Annotated in this window: 19 protein-coding genes and 2 tRNA genes; 20 read left to right on the forward strand and 1 reads right to left on the reverse strand. The window is 46.6% G+C overall.

Features of this window, described 5'->3' with window-relative positions; genetic code table 11:
- The first annotated feature begins 771 nt into the window (after positions 1–771).
- The 14 genes from gspG (at position 772) to S2091_RS11370 (ending at position 14468) form a co-directional block, all read left to right on the forward strand.
- Positions 772–1230, forward strand: a complete 459-nt coding sequence (gspG, locus tag S2091_RS11305; RefSeq protein ID WP_105532157.1) for a type II secretion system major pseudopilin GspG — start codon at positions 772–774, stop codon at positions 1228–1230.
- An 8-nt stretch (positions 1231–1238) separates the two neighbouring features.
- Positions 1239–1751, forward strand: coding sequence for a GspH/FimT family protein (locus S2091_RS11310; protein ID WP_105532159.1), 513 nt, complete (start codon positions 1239–1241; stop codon positions 1749–1751).
- A gap of 45 nt (positions 1752–1796) precedes the next feature.
- Entirely contained in the window at positions 1797–2180 is a 384-nt protein-coding gene (gene gspI, locus S2091_RS11315; protein ID WP_423828236.1) for a type II secretion system minor pseudopilin GspI, read from the forward strand.
- Positions 2170–2868 carry a PulJ/GspJ family protein gene (locus tag S2091_RS11320; protein ID WP_105531938.1) on the forward strand — a complete coding sequence of 233 codons (699 nt, stop codon included), beginning with the start codon at positions 2170–2172 and terminating at the stop codon, positions 2866–2868. Before gspI ends, S2091_RS11320 begins: the two co-directional genes overlap by 11 nt.
- Positions 2868–3842 carry a type II secretion system minor pseudopilin GspK gene (gene gspK, locus S2091_RS11325; protein ID WP_105531939.1) on the forward strand — a complete coding sequence of 325 codons (975 nt, stop codon included), beginning with the start codon at positions 2868–2870 and terminating at the stop codon, positions 3840–3842. Before S2091_RS11320 ends, gspK begins: the two co-directional genes overlap by 1 nt.
- Positions 3843–3926: 84 nt before the next feature.
- Positions 3927–5162 (forward strand): type II secretion system protein GspL, encoded by a 1236-nt coding sequence (gspL, locus tag S2091_RS11330; RefSeq protein ID WP_105531940.1) that lies wholly within the window; start codon positions 3927–3929, stop codon positions 5160–5162.
- Positions 5159–5665: a type II secretion system protein GspM gene (gene gspM, locus S2091_RS11335; protein ID WP_105531941.1), complete on the forward strand. Its 507-nt coding sequence runs from the start codon at positions 5159–5161 to the stop codon at positions 5663–5665. The genes gspL and gspM overlap by 4 nt, the downstream gene beginning before the upstream one ends.
- A gap of 2 nt (positions 5666–5667) precedes the next feature.
- A complete protein-coding gene (gene gspN / locus S2091_RS11340) occupies positions 5668–6495 on the forward strand; it encodes a type II secretion system protein N (RefSeq protein ID WP_341476997.1) in 828 nt (275 codons plus the stop codon).
- Positions 6495–8771 (forward strand): type II secretion system secretin GspD, encoded by a 2277-nt coding sequence (gene gspD, locus S2091_RS11345; protein ID WP_341476998.1) that lies wholly within the window; start codon positions 6495–6497, stop codon positions 8769–8771. Before gspN ends, gspD begins: the two co-directional genes overlap by 1 nt.
- Position 8772: 1 nt before the next feature.
- On the forward strand, positions 8773–10209 hold the full coding sequence (gspE, locus tag S2091_RS11350) for a type II secretion system ATPase GspE (protein ID WP_105531942.1): 1437 nt from the start codon (positions 8773–8775) through the stop codon (positions 10207–10209).
- A 12-nt stretch (positions 10210–10221) separates the two neighbouring features.
- Positions 10222–11436: a type II secretion system inner membrane protein GspF gene (gene gspF, locus S2091_RS11355; protein WP_105531943.1), complete on the forward strand. Its 1215-nt coding sequence runs from the start codon at positions 10222–10224 to the stop codon at positions 11434–11436.
- 85 nt (positions 11437–11521) lie between these two features.
- Positions 11522–12142, forward strand: coding sequence for a type II secretion system protein N (locus tag S2091_RS11360; RefSeq protein WP_105531944.1), 621 nt, complete (start codon positions 11522–11524; stop codon positions 12140–12142).
- Positions 12142–12933, forward strand: coding sequence for a uracil-DNA glycosylase family protein (locus S2091_RS11365; protein WP_105531945.1), 792 nt, complete (start codon positions 12142–12144; stop codon positions 12931–12933). The genes S2091_RS11360 and S2091_RS11365 overlap by 1 nt, the downstream gene beginning before the upstream one ends.
- A 299-nt stretch (positions 12934–13232) precedes the next feature.
- Positions 13233–14468, forward strand: a complete 1236-nt coding sequence (locus S2091_RS11370) for an HD-GYP domain-containing protein (protein WP_105531946.1) — start codon at positions 13233–13235, stop codon at positions 14466–14468.
- A 9-nt stretch (positions 14469–14477) separates the two neighbouring features.
- On the opposite strand, the gene S2091_RS11375 is transcribed toward S2091_RS11370, so the two are convergent.
- On the reverse strand, positions 14478–15038 hold the full coding sequence (locus tag S2091_RS11375; RefSeq protein ID WP_105531947.1) for an NUDIX hydrolase: 561 nt from the start codon (positions 15036–15038) through the stop codon (positions 14478–14480).
- 173 nt (positions 15039–15211) lie between these two features.
- On the opposite strand from S2091_RS11375, the gene S2091_RS11380 reads away from it, so the two are divergent.
- The 6 genes from S2091_RS11380 (at position 15212) to nusA (ending at position 20360) form a co-directional block, all read left to right on the forward strand.
- Positions 15212–15288: transfer RNA gene (locus S2091_RS11380), tRNA-Met, on the forward strand.
- A gap of 53 nt (positions 15289–15341) precedes the next feature.
- Positions 15342–15418, forward strand: a tRNA-Met gene (locus S2091_RS11385).
- Between the two features lie 313 nt (positions 15419–15731).
- Positions 15732–16571 carry an SMC-Scp complex subunit ScpB gene (scpB, locus tag S2091_RS11390; protein WP_105531948.1) on the forward strand — a complete coding sequence of 280 codons (840 nt, stop codon included), beginning with the start codon at positions 15732–15734 and terminating at the stop codon, positions 16569–16571.
- Positions 16572–16573: 2 nt separating this feature from the next.
- The gene (locus S2091_RS11395) at positions 16574–18097 is read left to right on the forward strand and encodes a pseudouridine synthase (RefSeq protein ID WP_243405400.1); all 1524 of its coding nucleotides are present in this window, start codon (positions 16574–16576) and stop codon (positions 18095–18097) included.
- A 221-nt stretch (positions 18098–18318) separates the two neighbouring features.
- Complete coding sequence (gene rimP, locus S2091_RS11400) at positions 18319–18804, forward strand: ribosome maturation factor RimP (RefSeq protein WP_105531950.1); 486 nt, start codon at positions 18319–18321, stop codon at positions 18802–18804.
- The gene (gene nusA / locus S2091_RS11405) at positions 18801–20360 is read left to right on the forward strand and encodes a transcription termination factor NusA (protein WP_105531951.1); all 1560 of its coding nucleotides are present in this window, start codon (positions 18801–18803) and stop codon (positions 20358–20360) included. The genes rimP and nusA overlap by 4 nt, the downstream gene beginning before the upstream one ends.
- Positions 20361–20488: the final 128 nt, after the last annotated feature.

Here is a 20488-nt window from a genome sequence, read left to right on the forward strand (position 1 = left end):
GTGACTAGTCGCCGGTGTAGCAGGGGTTTTGAGTGGCATGCCACTCACCTGCGGAACGGTCTCCGCATGCAGGCGGAGACTCCCTCCCTATAGGGATACAGGGTCTACCACCGGCCCCAAGCCTTAAGTTTGTCATTCAGGCTGATTAATATAAATCTTCGCAATATCTTCTTAGAAGTTGAAAATACGTCAAAACCGTCTGATATGCGGCTTGATTTTGAATTGCTTTCGGAGCTAATCCGATGCTTGTAGGTCGGGGGTAGCCCGACAGCTACCTGCCTTTTTTTCGTCGCCAAAAAAGGTAGGCCAAAAAAGGCGACCACGCTATTTCGGAAACCCCGATTTTTCACAGGGAAAATGGGAAAAGTTCGAAACTCGCTGCGCTCAAACAGCGAACCTTTCTTATCCATTTTCCCTGTGAAAAACCGGCCGAACTAGAAGTGGGGGTAGGGCAAAAGCAACTTCAACAGCAACGTCAACGTCAACTTCAACTTCAACTTCAACTTCAACTTCAACTTCAACTTCAACTTCAACAGCAACTTCAACAACAGCAGCAACAAACCTTAACTCGCTTGGTGGGTATCATCAGTTGGTAAGTTATTGAGTTATAAAAAACACTATAAAACCGTCTTTTGTTCACAATCAATGAGCTTGAACAGTTCAAATAAGCACAATGTAGTTAAATTGTTTCAATTTTCTCCATCAGCAATTCGCAAATATCATTCCACATGCAATACAATTATCGTCCCGACTTTTATTGACATCATTGACATGCAAAATTCAGTTTCTCTTCTTAAACGGGTACGAAAACCGTTAGCGCGTGGTTTTACTTTAATTGAAATCATGGTGGTCATTGCAATTTTGGGAATTATGGCGGCCGTCGTTGTTCCTAAATTGGTAGGACATACCGATACGGCAAAAATCGCCGCTGCCAAACAAGATATCGCTAATATTAAGCAAGCGCTGATTTTGTATAAATTAGACAATCAACGTTACCCGACGACCGAGCAAGGTTTGCAGGCATTAGTCGCCAAACCAACGACCGGCCCAGCTGCAAATGGCTGGAAGTCCGATGGCTATTTAGAAAAACTCCCAAAAGATCCTTGGCAAAACCCATATCAATATCTCAGCCCTGGCATACACGGCGAGTTTGATGTGTTCTCCTATGGCGCAGACGGTCAGCCGGGCGGCGACGGAATTAATGCTGACATCGGTTCTTGGGATTTATAGTGCGCAGCATGCTGACTAGCGCTGCTAAACCTTCCGCTGCTAAAACTTCACCTCAAGCACATCGCAAGGCCGCTGGATTTACCTTGCTGGAGCTGCTGGTGGTGTTGGTGGTTGTGGGTATTATGCTCGGCATGGTCAGTATGAATGCGTTACCTAATAAGAAGCAGGCTTTACTCGGTGACGCGAAACGCGTTGCCTTGTTATTGCAACTTGCTCGTGAAGAGGCCATTGTGCGGAATCGCCCAGTGGCTTTTGAGCTTGATAGCGAGCAGTTTCGGTTTTATGTGCGCGGTGACAGTGGCTGGCAATTATTGAACGATAATGATTTGTTTCGTGAGCGTAGTTTTAAAAATTCCCCGCTAGCTATCACGATGCAGCCAAGCCCGAATCAAACAGCGTTACCGCTAAAAATAATCTTTGGACGTGAACCGGTTGATAAGCCGTTCACGCTGACATTCGGCTATGAAGATGCCACGGCAACGATTCAAGCTGATGGCATTGGACATTTTTCCGTTGAATAACCGTTGAGCGATATGTATTTTAAACCCACTAGCCGAGCAGCCAAGATGCTAACTATGCCAAGTAAAAAGCAGGCAGGATTTACTTTGTTAGAAGTGCTGGTTGCTTTGGTGATTGTCGGCGTGGCATTAGGTGCCAGCTTGCGAGCAGTCGGTAGCTTAACGCAAAATAGCAACCATTTACGCGCCTCGATGATGGCCACCTGGTCGGCTGAAAATCGTCTGTCGCAAATCCGTTTATCGACTACCTGGCCAGATGTAGGGCAAAGTAATTTCCCTTGCCCGCAAGGTGATTTACCGCTGGTTTGCCTTCAGGAAGTGATCGCTACGCCGAATCCTTCGTTTCGCCGGGTTGAAGTCAGCGTCGTTGATGAGCGTTTTCCAGAGCGCCGTATTATCAAATTGACGCAGGTGGTACCGAATGCGTTGTAAGATGAAAAGCCAGGGTTTTACCCTCATTGAATTGCTGGTCGCAATTAGTATTTTGGCGATCGTCGCGGTACTGGGCTGGCGCGGCTTGGACAGCATTGTCCGTAGTCGTGAAGTATTAACCGCGGAATTGGAACAAACGCGTGGTCTGCAACTGACCTTTGCACAATTGCAAAGCGATTGCGCGCAAAACGTAAATCCATTTAATTACCCCAATTTGCCAGAAGGGCGCTCAAGCTGGATTGAGCCGCAACGGTTGATATTGATACGTAATGTATTCTCGGACGATCAGGCTCCTGCCATGCAAGTCGTGACCTACCGTTTGCAAAATTCTACTATCACTCGTTTTGAATCCATCAGCACACGTGATTTGACCGTGTTGACGCAATTGTTGGCGCAGGCGCGAAATCCTCCTGATCAGCAGGTTGAAATCGTGATGCAGAAAAAAGTACAAAGCGTGGAATTTACCGGCTATCCAGATAGTTCAGTGGCCGCAAATTCGACTACATCTACTGCTGGAAACACAAATTCGACTAATTCCCCTGGTAATCCTGCTCCAGGTAATCAGCCTGTCAATAATGGCGTGCAAAATGTGAACCAGGCTAATGCGACAACGGGTTTGCAAGTGTCTTTGCAATTGCAAAATAATGACAAAAATATGCTTAAGATATTTATTTTGGGCGGAGCGTAATGCGTCGCAGCCTTGTAACGCTACCCAGCGCGCAGCGCGGCGTGGCAATTGTAACGGCGCTGCTGCTGGCCGCGTTGGCAATTACCTTGGTAATGAGTTTATTTGGACAGCAAAATGTGCAAGTACGCTCGATTGAAAATCAGCGTTTTCAATTGCAAAAACAATGGGTGATGCGCGGCGCTTTAGATTGGGCGCGCCTAATTTTGCGCGAAGATGCCAGGGTAAATCGGGTAGATTATTTAGGTGAGCCTTGGTCGGTACCGCTGGAAAGTACCCGCCTGGATCAGTACGTTGATAACGGGCGCGGTAGTGAAGATGATACAGATGCCACCTTGTCTGGTTATGTTATTGACGCAGAATCGCGTTTAAATTTGACCAATCTGGCCGTAGCAGGGGTTGTTGACCCAGCTACTTTGTTAGCGTTTGGGAGTTTGTTAAGCGGGCAGGGGATGGATCCTGGCTTGGCAACGGCTACCGCCAACATGGTCGCTTCCACCCAAGCAAAAGCCACACAGTTTAATTCAGACGGTAGCGTGGGCGCGGCTGCGGTATCCGCTAAAATTTTGGCGTTAACGCAAGTTGATGATTTGTTGGCGATTCCGGGATTCACCCCTGCCACTGTCGCAAAATTGCGCGAGTTGGTGGTATTTTTGCCAGTGGCGACGCCAATCAACATAAATACGGCATCCGCCCAAGTAATTTCGGCTAGAATTGCGGGCATCTCATTGTCGGATGCCCAGCAAATAGTCACTGCTCGGAATCAGGCTTACTATAAAGATTTGACTGATTTAGCGGCACGCTGGACCAATAGCAAAGTACCGATCCCAGCTGCAGGTGTGGTGAATACTCAAACCAACTATTTTATTGTGCATGGTCATGTGCAATTAGATCGCTCTGCATTGGATGTGGATGCCTTAATTGAGCGCACGCCAATAAGTGGCGCGACTAGAGTAGTTTGGGTAAGAGAAAATTAAATGCGGTAAAAATTAACAAATAAGCGAATAAAACAAGCGAATTAAAATACAAACTTTAAGTAAAATTTACGAAGAATAAACATCTTGAATACACTGTATTTACGCATACCAGCAAAACATACCGCGGCATGGCCAAATAGCGCACTTGCTTACGCACTTTGCTCTCAGGAAGATGCCATTGTGCGCGAAGGTCATAGCACCTTAGCTGAGCTTTCCACGACTATTTCCAAATCAAATGTGGTGTTACTGATCGCGGCGTCCGATGTGACTTTATTGGAACTCAGTATTCCGCCGATGCCGGAAGCGAAATTAAAATTAGCTTTGCCGAATCTGGTTGAAGACCAATTAATGTGTGACTCTGCTGAGTGCGTATTATTGTTGGGCGTCAAGCCGCTTAGTTCAACAAAACGCACTATCGCGGTTGCGCAGCGTAGTTGGTTGCAACAACTGTCGGGCAGTTTGTTTGCCCTTGGCGCAAATCGTATAAAAGCATTACCTGCGCAACTTTGCCTACCCTTTAAAAGCGGTCAGAGTAGTGTGCGTTTGGCAGAACACGCGCAAGATTTATGCGCCAATCTTTCTATGCGCTTTGATGTCGATAGCGGCGTAGGTATGCTGCTTGAACCTGAGCAAAATGCCCAAGAACGTTTATCGGTCATTGCTATGCTGACGCCGCCTGGCGCTATCGCGTTACAGATTTCTGGCGAATTAGTCGGAGAGTATAAAACGGCGATTGACGCTAATCCCGCTTGGGCTGAGCGCATGACGGTGCAGGGCTTCAATTGGGTCAGCACGATTCAAGCCGCCAAGACAGTCAGTTTCAATTTAATGGCGGGATTAAATACAGCTCAAACTAATCGGATTCAATGGAAAATTTGGCGTTGGCCGTTGGTACTCGCGACCTTGGTTTTATTGGTGAATATCATTGGGTTAAATAACGAATATTGGAGCTTGAAGCGTGAAGCGCAAGCGTTGAAAACGGGAATGACGCAAACCTATAAAGTGAGCTTCCCTACTGAAACCGTCATACCTGCTCCGCTTGATCAAATGAAAAAACATTTAGATTTGGCGCAGCGTAATTCCGGGCAGGGCGGATCGGACGATTTTACTTTGTTGCTTAGCCAGTTCGGTGCGGCATGGAGTGCAATGAATGCCGCGCAATTGCCAAAACTGGTTTCGATTGAATATAAAGATCACGGCTTAGTGTTGCAAATTAAGGGCGAAATGCCACAGCAAGCACTCGCGCAGGAATTGAGCGCCAAGGGTCTTATTCTTAAGAAAAATAATGAAGAGATATGGCAAGTGAGGAATGCTAAATGATGCAATTCAAAGCTATTTTTATAGAAACTTTTACGCATTTTTGGGAAGCACGGCAACAACGTGAACGCCAATTTTTAATCACCGCTACCGTTGTTTTTGTCGTCACCCTGGTTTATTTAATTGCAATTGACCCTGCCATTACCGGGCGCCAGGAATTAAAAAAATCGCTACCGATATTGCATCAACAGGCAGCGGCAATGCAGCAGATGGTGCAGGAATTGGCCGCTATTCCCAGTGCGGAAAATCGCCATGAAGTTAGCCGTGAGCTGATTGAAACGGCGTTGTCGCATAACGGTTTGAAAGCACAAACGCTATCCGTCAATGATGGTGTGATTCGCGCCCAATTTAGTTCAACGTCAATGTCTGCGTTGCAAACCTGGCTGCTTGAAATGCAAAAATCCAGCGGATTATTTGTGGAAGAAATCAAGATAACCGGTTTAGAGGGCGGATTGGTGAGCGTTAACCTTACGTTGCGTCAATCAGTCACTAATGGGAGTAACTAGCAGTGAGTCGATTTGAGCAGCACGATTTGCCCGGGAATAAAACTGCAAATAAATTAAGCCTCAAACAAAAAATTGTTTGCATCTGTTTGGGCTTGTTGGGCATGTTGTTGACGGTGATGGCGTTTGCGCCAGCGGTTTGGCTGAGTACGTTGCTAGAAATGCAGACGGACGGACGATTTGCACTGGGCGATGCACAAGGTAGTTTGTGGAATGGTTCCGCCTTCATTGGCGTTGCTGCTACTAAAAACGGAGATCTAACGCCTTTATTGCCGGGCAGATTTGCTTGGCATTTATCCCCCATTTTGTTGTTGGGGCAAATTGAATTAGGCTTGGAAAATTCGGCGGCATTGCAGCAGCCATTGCACATAACCGGCAATTTACGTCATGTTCAAGTAAGTCCTGGCGGTTTGATATTGCCCGCGGAACGGTTGAGTGGTTTGGGCGCGCCGCTAAATACAGTTAAACCTTCGGGGAAAATGACCTTATCTTGGGATGCCTTGGGGGTGACTTTATCAGAGGGGAAAGTAGACATTAACGGCACGATGAAATTGCAGATGCAAGACATTGCTTCTGCTTTGTCGCCGATTAAACCGCTGGGTTCGTATTTGATGAATTTTGTTTGGCATGGGCAGCAAGCTGATATAGAGTTAAAAACTTTGCAGGGCCCAATGTTATTAAGTGGTAAAGGCGCTTTAGTTCAGGGGCGTTTGCAGTTTAGTGGGTCGGCACAGGCTCAAGAAGGACAAGAAGATAAGTTGGCAAATTTGTTGAATTTGCTGGGACAGCGCCGCGCCGGTACTGATAAAAATGTGATTGCTTTAGAATTTTAATGAAAAATATGCGAATGACACCTTCTATTTTGACTCCACTCAAACGTAATTTGACTCTGGCTTACACTGGAAATTTCTCATTACGAAAACTACCGGCAAGCCTGGCTTTTTGCGCTATTACGGGCTTATTTTCCGTTGCCGCTTTTGCTCAGGAACCCAGCTTAAATGAATCCAAGCTCACCTTTGTTGGGGCGGACATTGAGTCAGTCATTAAAGCGGTCGGCCACTACACGGGGACCACGTTCATTGTTGACCCACGAGTTAAAGGCACCATTAATCTGGTATCGGAACAACCGGTCACTAAAGAGCAGGCATTTGCACTACTTACGTCAACGTTGCGCTTGCAGGGTTATGCAGTGGTGACAGCCAATGGCTTTACTAAAGTTGTGCCTGAACCGGACGGTAAATTGCAAGCTGGGCCGACTCAGGTAGTTGGCATCAAAGGCGACCAGATATCTACCCAGATTTATCGCCTGAATTATGAGAATGCAGCGAATCTGGTAACGGTGTTACGCCCACTGATTTCACCTAATAATACGATTAATGCCAATCCGGGCAGTAACTCGGTAGTGATTACTGACTATGCCGATAATCTGAAGCGCTTGGAAAAAATTATCGCTACACTCGATGTACCAGCTACCAGTGATGTCGATGTAATTCCAGTCAAATACGGTATTGCCAGTGATATTGCAACCTTGGTGCTGCGTTTAACTGAGCAATCTGGAGCGTCTGCTGATAGCGGTAAAGTTAATATTTTGGCTGACAGCCGAACCAATTCTATTCTGTTGCACGCTCCATCGGTAGCGCGCGCTAACTTGGTGAAAACCCTGATTGAAAAACTCGATCAGCCAACCGCTTTGCCAGGTAATGTTCATGTGGTTTATTTGCGTAATGCGGATGCCTTGAAACTAGCGCAAACCCTGCGTGCGATTGCAGCTTCCGATAGTTCGTCATCTGGTTCAGGTTCTCTCTCAAACGTAAACTCAGGGAACAACTCAGCGCAACAACCATCGCAAAACAAACCAACCACCGGTATCGGCGGAAGTGGTTCGGGTAGCGGCGGAGGCTTAGGGAGTGCGTTGGGAGCCAGCACCAGCAATAATGGTAATGCACCGACCACTTTATCAACTGGTGGGGCAACTGGTTATATTCAAGCTGATTCGGCAACCAACACCTTGATTATCACGGCAAGTGAAACGGTTTACCGTAATTTACGCACAGTGATTGATCAGCTTGATGCGCGACGTTCTCAGGTGTATATAGAAGCGCTAATCATCGAAGTGTCCACTAACAAGGCGGAGCAATTCGGTGTTCAGTGGGCCGCACTCACCGGTAACAGCAACAGTAATGTGCGAGTAGGTTCAGCAACCTCATTTAATACTGGTGGAGCAAGTAATAATCTGTTTAACCTGGCAGCGGCAGGTAAAACGGCAGTTCCCAATGCCGGCTTGAATTTAGGGGTGTTTAGTGCCCAACTTGGTTTGGGTGCGCTTGCCTCTGCGCTGCAATCGACGGGTAACGCAAATGTGCTGTCCGTGCCGACCCTGACTACTCTGGACAATGAAGAAGCCAAGATGCTGGTAGGGCAAAATGTACCATTCATTACCGGACAATATACAAATACGGCAGCGAGTAGTGGTGGTGCGACAGTCAACCCGTTTCAAACGATAGAACGTAAAGATGTGGGTGTGACTTTGCGGGTGAAGCCACAAATTTCCGAAGGCGGCGCGGTTAAGTTGACGATTTATCAGGAAGTGTCGAATATTGACTCCTCTACCAATCCTGCCGGGATTATTACGAATGTACGCGCCATCGAAACGAATGTGATTGTCGACGATGGCCAAGTTCTGGTGCTGGGTGGTTTAATGGCGGAAAGCGGTAATGAAACGAATGATCAAGTGCCAATTTTAGGCGATATACCTTATATCGGAAACTTGTTCAAATATAAAAATAAATCACACATTAAGAGCAATTTGCTGATCTTTTTACGTCCGACTGTGATCCGTAATCCTGATCAAAGCCATTCTGTTTCAGTGGATCGTTACGATTACATGCGTGCTAAGGTGCGTACGGATAAGCCGGATGAGCCGCTCTTGAACGTGCCGTCATTAACGCCAGAACAAACCGGTATATTAATTCCGCAAAACATACTTAACAGAGAGTCGACGGCGACTAAATTAGATACGCAAGACGGCGCTAAGTCGGGCACTAAACCAGATACGTCGCCAGTAACCAAGCCGGAAACCACGACCACTCCGACGGAAGCGGCGCACTAGCATGGCACCTATTACCATCGCGCAAGCGAATTTGCTGCCCTATGTTTTTGCACGGGAATGCGCCATTCTGGCAGCTTGGGGAGAACCTGAGTTGCTGTATGTTTGGGCTTCAGAGCGAACAGCACCAACAGCGATAGCCGAAGTAGGGCGGCGTTATGGTCGCATTAAGCTGGTGCAGATTAGTCATATTGATCTTGAGCAAGCCATTGATCGCGCTTATGCCGGTTCCGGTGGCGATGCCGCGCAGGTGGTGGATGAGGTCGAGTCTGATTTAGATCTAGCCAAATTAATGTCCGATTTGCCGGCGATTGAAGATTTACTTGAATCAGCTGACGATGCACCTGTGATTCGCATGATCAACGCCTTGTTGACACAAGCCTTGCGCGAGACCGCGTCGGATATTCATATTGAACCGTTTGAGCAAATTTCGGTAGTACGGTTTCGCATCGACGGTACATTGCGCGATGTAGTGCGTCCTAAAAAAGCGATTCATGCGGCCTTGATCTCGCGGATTAAGATCATGGCGCAATTAGACATTGCCGAAAAACGTTTGCCGCAAGATGGGCGTATTGCATTACGTATCGGTGGCCGCTCCGTAGATGTGCGGGTGTCGACTTTACCTACCGGACACGGCGAGCGTGCCGTGTTACGTTTGCTGGATAAAGAAGCCGGTAAGTTGGATTTGATTAATCTGGGCATGAGCGATGCGATGTCGCCCAAGTTTAATAAGTTAATTAACCAGCCGCACGGTATTGTGTTGGTAACCGGGCCAACTGGTTCAGGTAAAACCACCACCTTATATGCCGCTTTGTCGCGCTTAAATGCCAGCACCACTAATATTTTAACGGTTGAAGACCCGATTGAATATGAATTGCCCGGCATAGGTCAAACGCAAGTAAATGCGCGTATTGAAATGACATTTGCCAAGGCCTTGCGCGCTATTTTGCGGCAAGATCCTGATGTCATCATGATCGGTGAAATCCGGGATTTGGAAACCGCGCAAATTGCCGTGCAAGCCTCACTTACCGGCCATTTGGTATTGGCTACCTTGCATACTAATGATTCCGCTGCCGCGGTGACCCGTTTGCTGGATATGGGTATTGAACCGTTCTTGTTATCTTCCTCGTTATTAGGCGTGGTGGCACAACGACTGGTTCGTAAATTGTGTACGCATTGTAAGCGTCAAGAAGCTACAGATTGGCATCCGGTGGGTTGCGATAAGTGTGCTCACACCGGTTATCAGGGGCGGGTTGGTGTTTATGAATTACTCACGACCACCGAGCAGATACGCGCTCAAATTCATCAAAAAGCATCTGAAGCAGAAATTCGTACTGTGGCAAAAAGCGACGGTATGTTGAGCATGCGTGAAGATGGTGAACGTTGGATCAACGAAGGCGTTACTTCGCGTGAAGAGTTGTTGCGAGTAACTAAAGAATAGATTGGGAATATTGTGCCCGCATTCAGATACGAAGCCCTTCTAGCCGACGGGCAGAATAAAACCGGCGTAATTAATGCTGATAGTGCTCGCGCTGCGCGTGCTGAATTGCGTGGGCAGGGATTAACGCCGATTCAGCTTGAGCAGATTGCTAATGAACAGCAAAATAAAAGCCAGCGCGCCTTATTTGCTGACAAGCTTTCCACGACCGAGCTGTCTTTATTCACGCGTCAATTAGCCAGTTTGCTAGAAGCTGGTCTGCCGCTTGAACAATCGTTTTCCGCTTTACTTGAGCAAGCCGAGCGCGTTTATGTGCGCGATTTAATCGCCGCAATTCGCTCTGAAGTCATGGCCGGGCATTCCCTGTCTGATGTGCTAAAACAGCACCCGCGTGATTTCGCCGATATTTATACGGCGCTGGTTGCCTCCGGTGAGCAAATCGGTCAGTTGTCACGCGTGTTATCGCGCCTGGCTGATTTTATTGAGCGGCGTAATGCATTAGTTCAAAAGGTTAAGCTGGCTTTTACTTATCCTGCGATTGTTACAGTAGTGGCGTTTGCGATTGTGATTTTCCTGTTGGCGTATGTGGTACCGCAAATTGTTTCGGTGTTTGCCAATACCAAGCAAAAATTGCCGATTTTGACGGTGATTATGTTAGCTATTTCTGATTTTGTTCGTGCCTACGGCATTATCGTGGCAGTGGTTTTTTCATTCGGATTGTGGGCTTGGTTGCAAGTGTTGAAAAATCCTGAGGTAAAAATGCGCTGGCATAGCTGGTTACTCACTGCACCGTTGTATGGCAAGTTTGAGCGCAGTGTAAACACCTCGCGGTTTGCTAGCACCTTAGCTATTACTATCGGTTCGGGTGTGCCGATCTTGCAGGCACTTCAAACAAGTCGCGACACCTTATCTAACGTCGCCATGCGAGAACAAGTTGAAAGTGCCACGGCCGCTGTGCGCGAAGGGGTTAGTCTGGCGCGCGCGTTGTCTAGCCACCAATATTTTCCACCGATGTTAATTCACATGATCCGTGCTGGCGAAGTAACCGGTAATTTACCCGCGATGCTTGAGCGCGCCTCAGATTCACAACAACAGGATTTAGAGCGTCGTGCATTAACGATGGCTGGGCTGCTTGAGCCAGTGTTGATTTTAGCGATGGGTGTTGTGGTGTTATTGATTGTGTTGGCTGTGCTCATGCCTATCATCGAAATTAATCAATTGGTAAGATAATCGGACTTACGCAAAACCGCTCCAGGGGCGTTGCACCTCCTTGCTGGAACAATTTTGCGTAATTCTTAAAAGAAGAAAGATTGGCATGAAACGAATACCTTTAATTAGTAGTTTTATCTTGTTTATTTTGTTGTGCGCAACCAGCAGTTATTGGGTTCTGCAACTGATTAAACCGGAGACTAGAAAAATTTCAGCACCTCAAATCACCAAGCCAACTGCTGATGTAGAGAGTGTGGCTGGTTTGTTTGGTGGTGCGATGGCAGTGGATACGAATTATCAGCTTAAGGGTGTGGTGCTAGCTAATCCTATGGGACAAAGTGTGGCGATTATTGCGGTGGATGGCAAGCCTACTCAGGCTTATCCAATGAACACAGAATTAAGCCCGGGCGTCACTTTAAATGAAGTTCATTCCGGCTATATTTTGTTGCTGGATAATGGTATTAGCAAACGGGTCGATTTACCGCAGGACTCGAAAGCTTCCATGCAGACGATGAATACCGTGCCAGATCGCTACCCTAATCCGGTAGCAAATCCAGTGATGAATGATCAACGATCGAATGTTGAAAATACGGGCGGTAATCGCGGTAATAAATCGCGGCTGTCACAGCTCCAAACGCTTAATTTACCACCGCCGAATGCGGTAGCTCCAGTCCCAACGCCAACGCCAACGCCAATTGATGCTGATAACAAACCAGCAGATCATTAATGACAGCAGCAAAGAAAGTTGCACTGCCAGAATTCATTGAGACTGCGTTAGCTGCAGCGCATCCTTCGTGGCACGCCCATTTACGCTCTGGTTTAAACGCCATGTCAGCAGAGCAGCCGAATTATTTTTCCACGTTAGCTCAGCACGATTTTTTTCCAACTGAAAACCGGTTGTTTGCTGCGTTTACACAGCCAATTACTTCAGTACGCTTTGTGTTGCTGGGCGAAGGGCCTTATCCGCGCGCCGCAAGTGCTACTGGTGTTTGTTTTATGGATGGTGCCGTTCAATCGTTATGGCAACCCGGTGCCGGACTATCGAAGCCGGTTAATCGGGCCACTTCTTTACGCAATTTCATCAAAATGGTATTGGTTGCAGAAGGCGTATTGAATATTCAAAATACCACGGCCAGCGCGCTTACATCCGTTGCCGAACTAGCTTGCGCACCTAATTCTGGCTGGATACAAACTGGCGCAGAGTTGCAGGCCAATTTAATGCAGCAAGGTTTTTTATTGTTGAATGCTAGCCTGGTTTTTAGAACCGAGGTCGCCCCAGTTCAGGATGCCAAAGCATGGCTGCCCTTTTTGCGCACGATATTGCAGGCGTTGTCGATGCAAAATGAACTAGAAATTAAATTGATCTTATGGGGCAAGATCGCAGAGAAAATAAGAGAATTACCCGAAGCAGACAAATTTTTAGCGTTGGCTTCAGAGCACCCCTACAATCTTTCCTTCATCGCTAATCCGGTTATGCAAAATTTATTTAAGTCATTACACTTATTTAAAGCGCATTAAAACTAGATATCATCTTTTAATGTACTGAGGTACTTTTAAAATTACCATATTGATTACGTTTTACACTGAGCTTAATTTTGATGATTTCATCGTCAGAAAAGTCATTGGAATGGTAGATACTTCCGCGTAAGGTATGGGATTATAGTAAAAACTGCTATTTACACATGTAACTAGCATTAGTTCCTCCTTTCTTCCCCTCAGAACATATAATACTTTTCAAGTAGATTAAATTACTTAAGCGCCGTGGGCGCAATTTTTATACTTTGTTGCTGACTTGAAACGCGAAAATCAAATTTTCCATGCTAAAGAAAATTACCATTCAGCAATTACGTCAAGGAATGTATATCCAAGAATTTTGCATTTCATGGATAGCCCACCCGTTTTGGAAGCAATCTTTTTTGGTGGACACCGAAGCCAGATATCACAGCGTTAAGTCGAGCAATGTCACCGAATTGATTATTAACACTGATAAAGGTGTAGATGTGCTGGCTGAGCGTGAGCCAAAATTAGCACCAGTCAAACACTCTTTAGAGATAGCGAAGCCAACCCCGGAGTTAATTCACAAGCAAGCTGTTTCCATGGACATGGAACTAGAGCACGCGAGTCGAGTGGTTGCCAGATCCAAACAGGCGGTGATGTCGATGTTCCATGAGGTGCGCATGGGCAACGCGGCGAATATGGAGAGTATGCAACCGCTAGTGGAAGAAATTACCGATTCAATTAATCGGAATGCTGGAGCTCTAATTGGGTTGGCTCGCCTTAAAAATAAAGATGAATACACCTATATGCATTCCATCGCGGTTTGCGCCTTGATGATTGCCCTGGCAAAACAATTGAACCTAAGCAGTGATGAAATTAAAGAGGCGGGTATGGCCGGGTTATTGCATGACATCGGGAAAATGACGGTGCCGACCAAGATCTTAAATAAGCCAGGCAAATTAACAGAGTCTGAATTTGAAATGGTTAAGCAGCACCCACTAGCAGGTTATCAATTGTTATTGCGCGCCAAAGCGATCAGCCCAGTTGCGCTAGATGTCTGCCTGCATCATCACGAACGATTCGACGGGACAGGTTATCCCTACCGCTACGCGGGCGATAAAATTAGTTTAATGGCAAGAATGAGTGCCGTATGCGATGTCTATGATGCCGTGACCTCGAACCGCCCCTATAAAAAAGGCTGGTGCCCGTCAGAATCGATTCATAAAATGGCCGAGTGGAGCGGCAAACATTTTGATGATCAGATTTTTCAGGCTTTTGTGCGCAGCATCGGTATTTATCCGGCCGGCACATTGGTGATGCTGGAAACAGGGCGGATGGGCGTCGTGGTTGAGCAAAACGATGTGTCTTTACTGCTGCCCATGGTCCGAGTATTTTTTTCCAGTAAATCGATGACCTATATAGTACCGGTGCTGCTGGACTTATCGCAGCCCGGCAAGCAGGACAAAATTGTATCTCGGGAATTAGTCAGTAAATGGGGCTTTAAAAATATTGATGCCTATTGGCTTGGTGAGGCCGGGATTAAGCAGGAAGAATAGTAGGCGCGCTTATAAAAAGGTGCGTGGTTTTAAAATGTCATGGCAATGCAGGCTGAGTGGCGTGTTTGCATGGGGGGCTGAAAAGAAAAATTTCAATGTGTGGAAAATTGTAGGGAAGGCAATTTCATCCCAGGGAACTTCAGATTCGGAAAATAAGGCCACTTCCAGGCTTTCAGTACCCGCAGAATAATTTAAATCAAGCAAGGTGGCGCGATAGAACAAATGTACCTGATCCACATGCGGCACATTTAATAGCGAGAATAATTCGTGGAGTTCAATGTTAGCGCCAGATTCTTCCAGGGTTTCGCGCATCGCAGCCTGGCTGGTGGTTTCCCCATTCTCCATAAATCCGGCAGGTAAAGTCCAGTAACCGTAACGCGGTTCAATCGCGCGGCGACACAGCAAAACTTTCGTTTCTCCAGATTGCTCCCATACAGGAATCGACCCAACCACCATTTTAGGGTTTTGGTAATGGATGGTATTGCAGTGATCGCACACAAAACGTAAGCGATTATCTTCTGGCGGGATTTTGAGGGAAACAGGATGGGCACATTCAGAGCAGAATTTCATAGCAACCAATACGTGATCGTGAGAAAAAAACCTATTTTAGGACTGTTTTGAATTTATTTGGTTAAATTAGTGGCGATCAGGCATGATTTTTGCATTTTTCTTCCTTTAATACGCGAATAAGCAATATAAGCCTTGTGATTATTGCGGCACTGCAGTATAGTATGCATCTCAGACGCGGGGTGGAGCAGTCTGGCAGCTCGTCGGGCTCATAACCCGAAGGTCATAGGTTCAAATCCTGTCCCCGCAACCAGTTTTAGTATCGCAGAATTAAGAATTGCGCCTTAGCGTGGTTTTATTTTCAGACGCGGGGTGGAGCAGTCTGGCAGCTCGTCGGGCTCATAACCCGAAGGTCATAGGTTCAAATCCTGTCCCCGCAACCAATTAAAAGGCCACGAATTTCGTGGCCTTTTTGGTAGTGATTGCTACTGATTAATTTTTTTCATGCATTTCGCTTGTGATCCAAGAATAATCGTTTACAATTCCTCGTTGAATGTACCCGATAATTCGACGAATTTCTTGCTGCGAATTTATTGTTAAGTAAGTACATTTTCTGTTAACTATCCAGCCATTTCAGTTTTTATTGGTTTCGGATGAAATTTGGCAAAGCCGAATTTAGGATGCGCATTGAAATGATGCCCTCCGCTAAACATACAATAGTTCATATCCCATTATTTAGTTGCTAAAGAGTTGCACATGAATACTGCTGAGGCGAAAGTAGTCCTCGAAACTGCTCTGCTATGCGCGCATGAGCCGCTAACCTTACATTCCATGAAAAAACTTTTTGTGGATGAGTCATCAATCGATGATGTAATAGGTAACGATGCCCTGAAGTTGATGTTGGGAATGCTGCGCAATGAGTGGCAAGAGCGCGGTATTGAATTGGTTAGCCTTGCAACTGGCTGGCGTTTTCAGAGTCGACCGGTAATGCGCAAATATCTGGATCGAATGAATCCGGAAAAGCCGCCTAAGTATTCGCGTGCCGCATTGGAAACTTTAGCAATTATTATTTATAAGCAACCAGTTACCCGTGGTGATATTGAGGAAATTCGCGGTGTTACCGTGAATGCGCAAACAATCCGCATGTTGGAAGATCGTGGTTGGATTGAAACTATCGGTCATCGTGACGTTCCCGGTCGCCCGGCTTTATTTGCGTCCACCAAGCAATTTTTAGATGATCTTGGTTTGGCGTCACTAGAGCAGTTGCCGCCATTGCAAGCTGTTTCGCAAGAAATGATGAAAGTGACCGATTTAGAGCAAATGGAAGTGATAGAAACGCATTTGCAAGCTAATTTACCCGAATCTTTACTTCAATCGAATATGGATTTTTCCGCAGCAGATGAGGTTGGCAATGATAATCAAGCGGCAGTGGCGCTTGTGGAGCAAGCTCCTGACGTGAAAGATGTAATGAGTATTGAGACTGAAGCTAATTCAGCTGAAACATCAGAGAGCTCCTCTGAAATTACCCTAATATTAAATGACCCAGTGCCTGAATTAATGGTTGAGGATGCGCCTGGTCTACCCAACCAAGAATGATAATGATGTCTACTAAAAATCCAGATGATGCTATGCCGGCTGAAAACAATACAGAAAATACTGCGCCGACCGCGTCAGATAAGCCGAGAGAGAAAAAACACGGTGTGCGCGGCCCGCGCATGATGCGACGCGCTCGTAATGAGCGAGCAGAAACTGCGGTTGAGTCCGCGGCTGGTGCGGCGACTGACGCAATGCCATCCACGGAAGGTGCTGAAAAATCGGATGCTGGTGCAAGAGTGGAGCGCGCTCCTCGGCAGCACGCAAAGCCTGCTGGCAGGAGTGATGCTAGACCTGCAAAATTTGATAGTGCCAATAAGTCCCGGGCTGGGCAAAGGTCGCATTCGCGCCCTACGCCATCGCAAGGTGCTCAGGCGCCGGATGATGTTTTCTCTTTCGTAACCTCGGAAGCATTTGATCAGGCGCATGCTGATGTCAAGCCAGTTGGTCGAGGAGCTGCGAAGCCGGTTCGGCGTGATTTAACTTCGGACGATGACGCACCAAAGCTGCATAAGGTGTTGGCTGAGGCGGGTCTGGGTTCGCGTCGCGACATGGAAGAGTTAATTGTAGCTGGTCGGGTTTCTGTTAATGGTGAGCCAGCGCATATAGGTCAGCGTATTTTGCCGACCGATTTCGTGCGTCTGAATGGCAAAATTATCCAGCGTAAAATCAGCACCAAGCCACCAAGAATTTTGGTATATCACAAGCCTGCCGGGCAAATTGTTAGTACTAATGATCCTGAAGGTCGTGAATCCGTATTCTCTAGTTTGCCTACGATGAAAACCGGCAAGTGGTTAGCAGTTGGGCGACTGGATTTTAATACTGAAGGTTTGTTGCTGTTTACAACTTCGGGTGATTTAGCTAATCGCTTAATGCATCCGCGTTACGGTATCGAGCGTGAATACGCTGTGCGTACTTTGGGTACACTCGAAGAAGGCATGCGTCAGAAATTATTAAGTGGTGTTGAGCTGGAAGATGGCTTGGCACAATTTTCTAAAATTAGTGATGGCGGCGGTGACGGTGTTAATAAATGGTATCGGGTAGTGATTGGCGAGGGTCGTAACCGTGAAGTGCGTCGTATGTTTGAGGCGATCGGGTTGACTGTTTCACGCTTGATTCGTACTCGTTACGGCGTGATGACTTTGCCATCTAATTTGAAGCGCGGTCGTTGGGAAGAGTTGGAAGAAAATGCTGCGCGTGAATTATTGAAATTATGCGGCATGGAAAAAGAAGCGAAAATAGGTCGGGATGATCGAGGTGGTTCTTCCAAGCCAGCTAAATCTGGCCCGAACGGGCGATTTGCTGGTAATAGTGGCAATGTTGCCAATACAGATAGGGCCCCTCGTTTTGCTAAGCCGCAAGATAAATTTAGTGCAGCTCCGGGCAAGCCACAGCGTAGTCGCCAGCCGGATCCTATGCAAACAGCATTAGGATTTCCTGCTGCAGCACCTCGCAAGCCTCGGGCTGGTGTTGCTGGCGCTACGCCGCATACTTACCAGGGTATTCCTCGCAAGCGCGCACGCGGTTAATTTGTATGTTGTATCCTAGTGAGTTGATCAAATTTTTGCATTGTCAGTGAATAAGTTTTCGTTTATAATCTGATAGTTAGTAAGCTTTCCGGTTTGATGCAGTTTAATGCTCATCGGAAAGTTGCAAAAAAAGAAGATGGGCTCATGCCCATTTTTTTTTTGCAGAACCAATTGGTTCACTAGTATGTTTGACTATGTAATGTTGTTTTCGGAGAATTTCTTTGTATTTGCACACGCTAATTGAAAAAACTGTTACTGGCCTTGGCTATGAGCTTGTTGAATATGAGCTTGCTGCGCGGGGTTTGTTGCGTGTTTATATTGATTTTACGTTTGAGCAAGCAGATCGCGGGCAAATTACGGTTGAAGATTGCGCCACTGTAAGCCATCAATTGAGTCATGTTTTGACGGTAGAGAATGCCAACTATGAGCGGCTGGAAGTGTCGTCGCCAGGTTTGGATAGAGCATTAACTAAGCTTTCTGATTATGTTCGTTTTGTTGATCGGGAAGCGATTATAAAATTACGTTTGCCAATGGCGGGTACGCCGAATCGTAAGACGTATCAAGGCATTATTCATGCGCCAGTTGGAGAAGCATTGATGTTGGAATTTGAAAATAAAGATGGGGTGGCTATGCTGGAGTTTACGCTTGCCGATGTTGAAAAGGCCCGTTTGGTGCCACAAGTCGATTTTAGGAGTCGCAAAGCATGAGTCGCGAAGTTTTATTGTTGGTTGATGCCTTAGCGCGTGAAAAAAACGTCGATAAGGAAATTGTTTATGGCGCGCTTGAGCATGCCTTAGCACAGGCGACTAAAAAACGTTACGAGGGTGATGTAGATATCCGCGTAACGATCGACCGCGAGGGCGGTCAATTTGAGTCCTTCCGTCGTTGGCACGTGGTACCAGATGATGCAGGTTTGCAATTGCCTGATCAAGAAATTCTGCATTTCGAAGCGATGGAGCAATATCCGGATATCGAAGTTGATGAATATATTGAAGAAGCGATCGAATCAGTCGATTTCGGTCGTCGCTTTGCGCAAGATGCTAAGCAAGTTATGTTGCAACGTGTGCGTGATGCTGAGCGTGAGCAAATTCTCGCTGACTTTTTGGAGCGCGGTGACTCTTTAGTTACCGGTACCATCAAGCGCATGGAGCGTGGCGAAGCTGTTGTTGAGTCAGGCAAAATCGAAGCTCGCTTGCCGCGTGATCAAATGATTCCTAAGGAAAACTTACGAATTGGTGATCGGGTACGTGCTTATATTTTGCGTATTGACCGCAATGCCCGTGGTCCGCAAGTTATCTTGTCGCGTACTGCGCCAGAATTTATTATGAAATTGTTTGAGCTGGAAGTTCCAGAAATCGAACAAGGTTCATTAGAAGTTAAGTCGGCAGCGCGTGATCCTGGTGTTCGCGCCAAAATCGCTGTGCACACGAATGATCCTCGTATTGACCCGATCGGCACTTGTGTCGGTATGCGTGGTTCACGAGTTCAGGCTGTGACTGGTGAGTTGGGCGGCGAGCGCGTTGATATTGTGTTGTGGTCAGAAGATCCAGCGCAATTCGTTATTGGCGCATTGGCTCCAGCTAACGTTTCGTCGATTGTGGTCGATGAAGAAAAACACGCCATGGATGTGGTCGTTGATGATGAAAACTTAGCGATTGCGATTGGTCGCAGTGGTCAAAACGTGCGTTTGGCAGCGGAATTAACCGGCTGGCAAATTAATATTATGACTGCTGAGCAATCGGCTGATAAATCTGAGCTGGAAACTTCGGCAATTCGTGCGTTGTTTATGCAAAAGCTCGATGTTGATCAAGAAGTCGCTGATATTCTGGTTGATGAAGGCTTCGCTAGTTTAGAAGAAATCGCGTATGTACCAATTAGTGAAATGTTGGAAATTGAAGCGCTGGATGAAGATACTGTTAACGAGCTGCGTAATCGTGCTCGTGATGCAATAGTTTCAGAAGCCATTGCTTCAGAAGAAGGTGTGGATGGCGTTGAAGATGCGTTGATTAATTTGCCGGGCATGGATCGTGTGACTGCTGGTAAATTGGGTTTAGCTGAAGTTAAAACGCTGAGCGCATTTGCTGGTTTGGCATATGACGAGTTTGGAGCGATTTTAGCTCTGTCAGCCGAACGTGCACGCCAATTGATTAAAAATGAGTTTGACGACGTAACCGATGATGAAATGAAACTCATCGACGCTAAGTATGATGATCGTGCTAAAGCCATATTGGCCAAAGCATGGAGTATCACGGAAACTAAATAAGGATGTACGTAAAATCATCCAGCGGATCAGAATTTAATGCTGATGCAGGTAACACCGCTGGAATGATTTACGACACTCCGATGAGTATTGGTTGACTACCGTGAACTGCATGAGTCATCCACCGCGCC

Source organism: Solimicrobium silvestre (genome assembly GCF_002976435.1).
Taxonomy (GTDB): domain Bacteria; phylum Pseudomonadota; class Gammaproteobacteria; order Burkholderiales; family Burkholderiaceae_D; genus Solimicrobium; species Solimicrobium silvestre.

Excerpts from the sequence above, each read along its gene's own strand:
- gspG (WP_105532157.1), top strand. The coding sequence starts at position 772 with ATGCAAAATTCAGTTTCTCTTCTTAAACGGGTACGAAAACCGTTAGCG.
- S2091_RS11310 (WP_105532159.1), top strand. The coding sequence starts at position 1,239 with ATGCTGACTAGCGCTGCTAAACCTTCCGCTGCTAAAACTTCACCTCAA.
- gspI (WP_423828236.1), top strand. The coding sequence starts at position 1,797 with ATGCTAACTATGCCAAGTAAAAAGCAGGCAGGATTTACTTTGTTAGAA.
- S2091_RS11320 (WP_105531938.1), top strand. The coding sequence starts at position 2,170 with ATGCGTTGTAAGATGAAAAGCCAGGGTTTTACCCTCATTGAATTGCTG.
- gspK (WP_105531939.1), top strand. The coding sequence starts at position 2,868 with ATGCGTCGCAGCCTTGTAACGCTACCCAGCGCGCAGCGCGGCGTGGCA.
- gspM (WP_105531941.1), top strand. The coding sequence starts at position 5,159 with ATGATGCAATTCAAAGCTATTTTTATAGAAACTTTTACGCATTTTTGG.
- gspD (WP_341476998.1), top strand. The coding sequence starts at position 6,495 with ATGAAAAATATGCGAATGACACCTTCTATTTTGACTCCACTCAAACGT.
- gspE (WP_105531942.1), top strand. The coding sequence starts at position 8,773 with ATGGCACCTATTACCATCGCGCAAGCGAATTTGCTGCCCTATGTTTTT.
- S2091_RS11360 (WP_105531944.1), top strand. The coding sequence starts at position 11,522 with ATGAAACGAATACCTTTAATTAGTAGTTTTATCTTGTTTATTTTGTTG.
- S2091_RS11365 (WP_105531945.1), top strand. The coding sequence starts at position 12,142 with ATGACAGCAGCAAAGAAAGTTGCACTGCCAGAATTCATTGAGACTGCG.
- S2091_RS11370 (WP_105531946.1), top strand. The coding sequence starts at position 13,233 with ATGCTAAAGAAAATTACCATTCAGCAATTACGTCAAGGAATGTATATC.
- S2091_RS11375 (WP_105531947.1), bottom strand. The coding sequence starts at position 15,038 with ATGAAATTCTGCTCTGAATGTGCCCATCCTGTTTCCCTCAAAATCCCG.
- scpB (WP_105531948.1), top strand. The coding sequence starts at position 15,732 with ATGAATACTGCTGAGGCGAAAGTAGTCCTCGAAACTGCTCTGCTATGC.
- S2091_RS11395 (WP_243405400.1), top strand. The coding sequence starts at position 16,574 with ATGATGTCTACTAAAAATCCAGATGATGCTATGCCGGCTGAAAACAAT.
- nusA (WP_105531951.1), top strand. The coding sequence starts at position 18,801 with ATGAGTCGCGAAGTTTTATTGTTGGTTGATGCCTTAGCGCGTGAAAAA.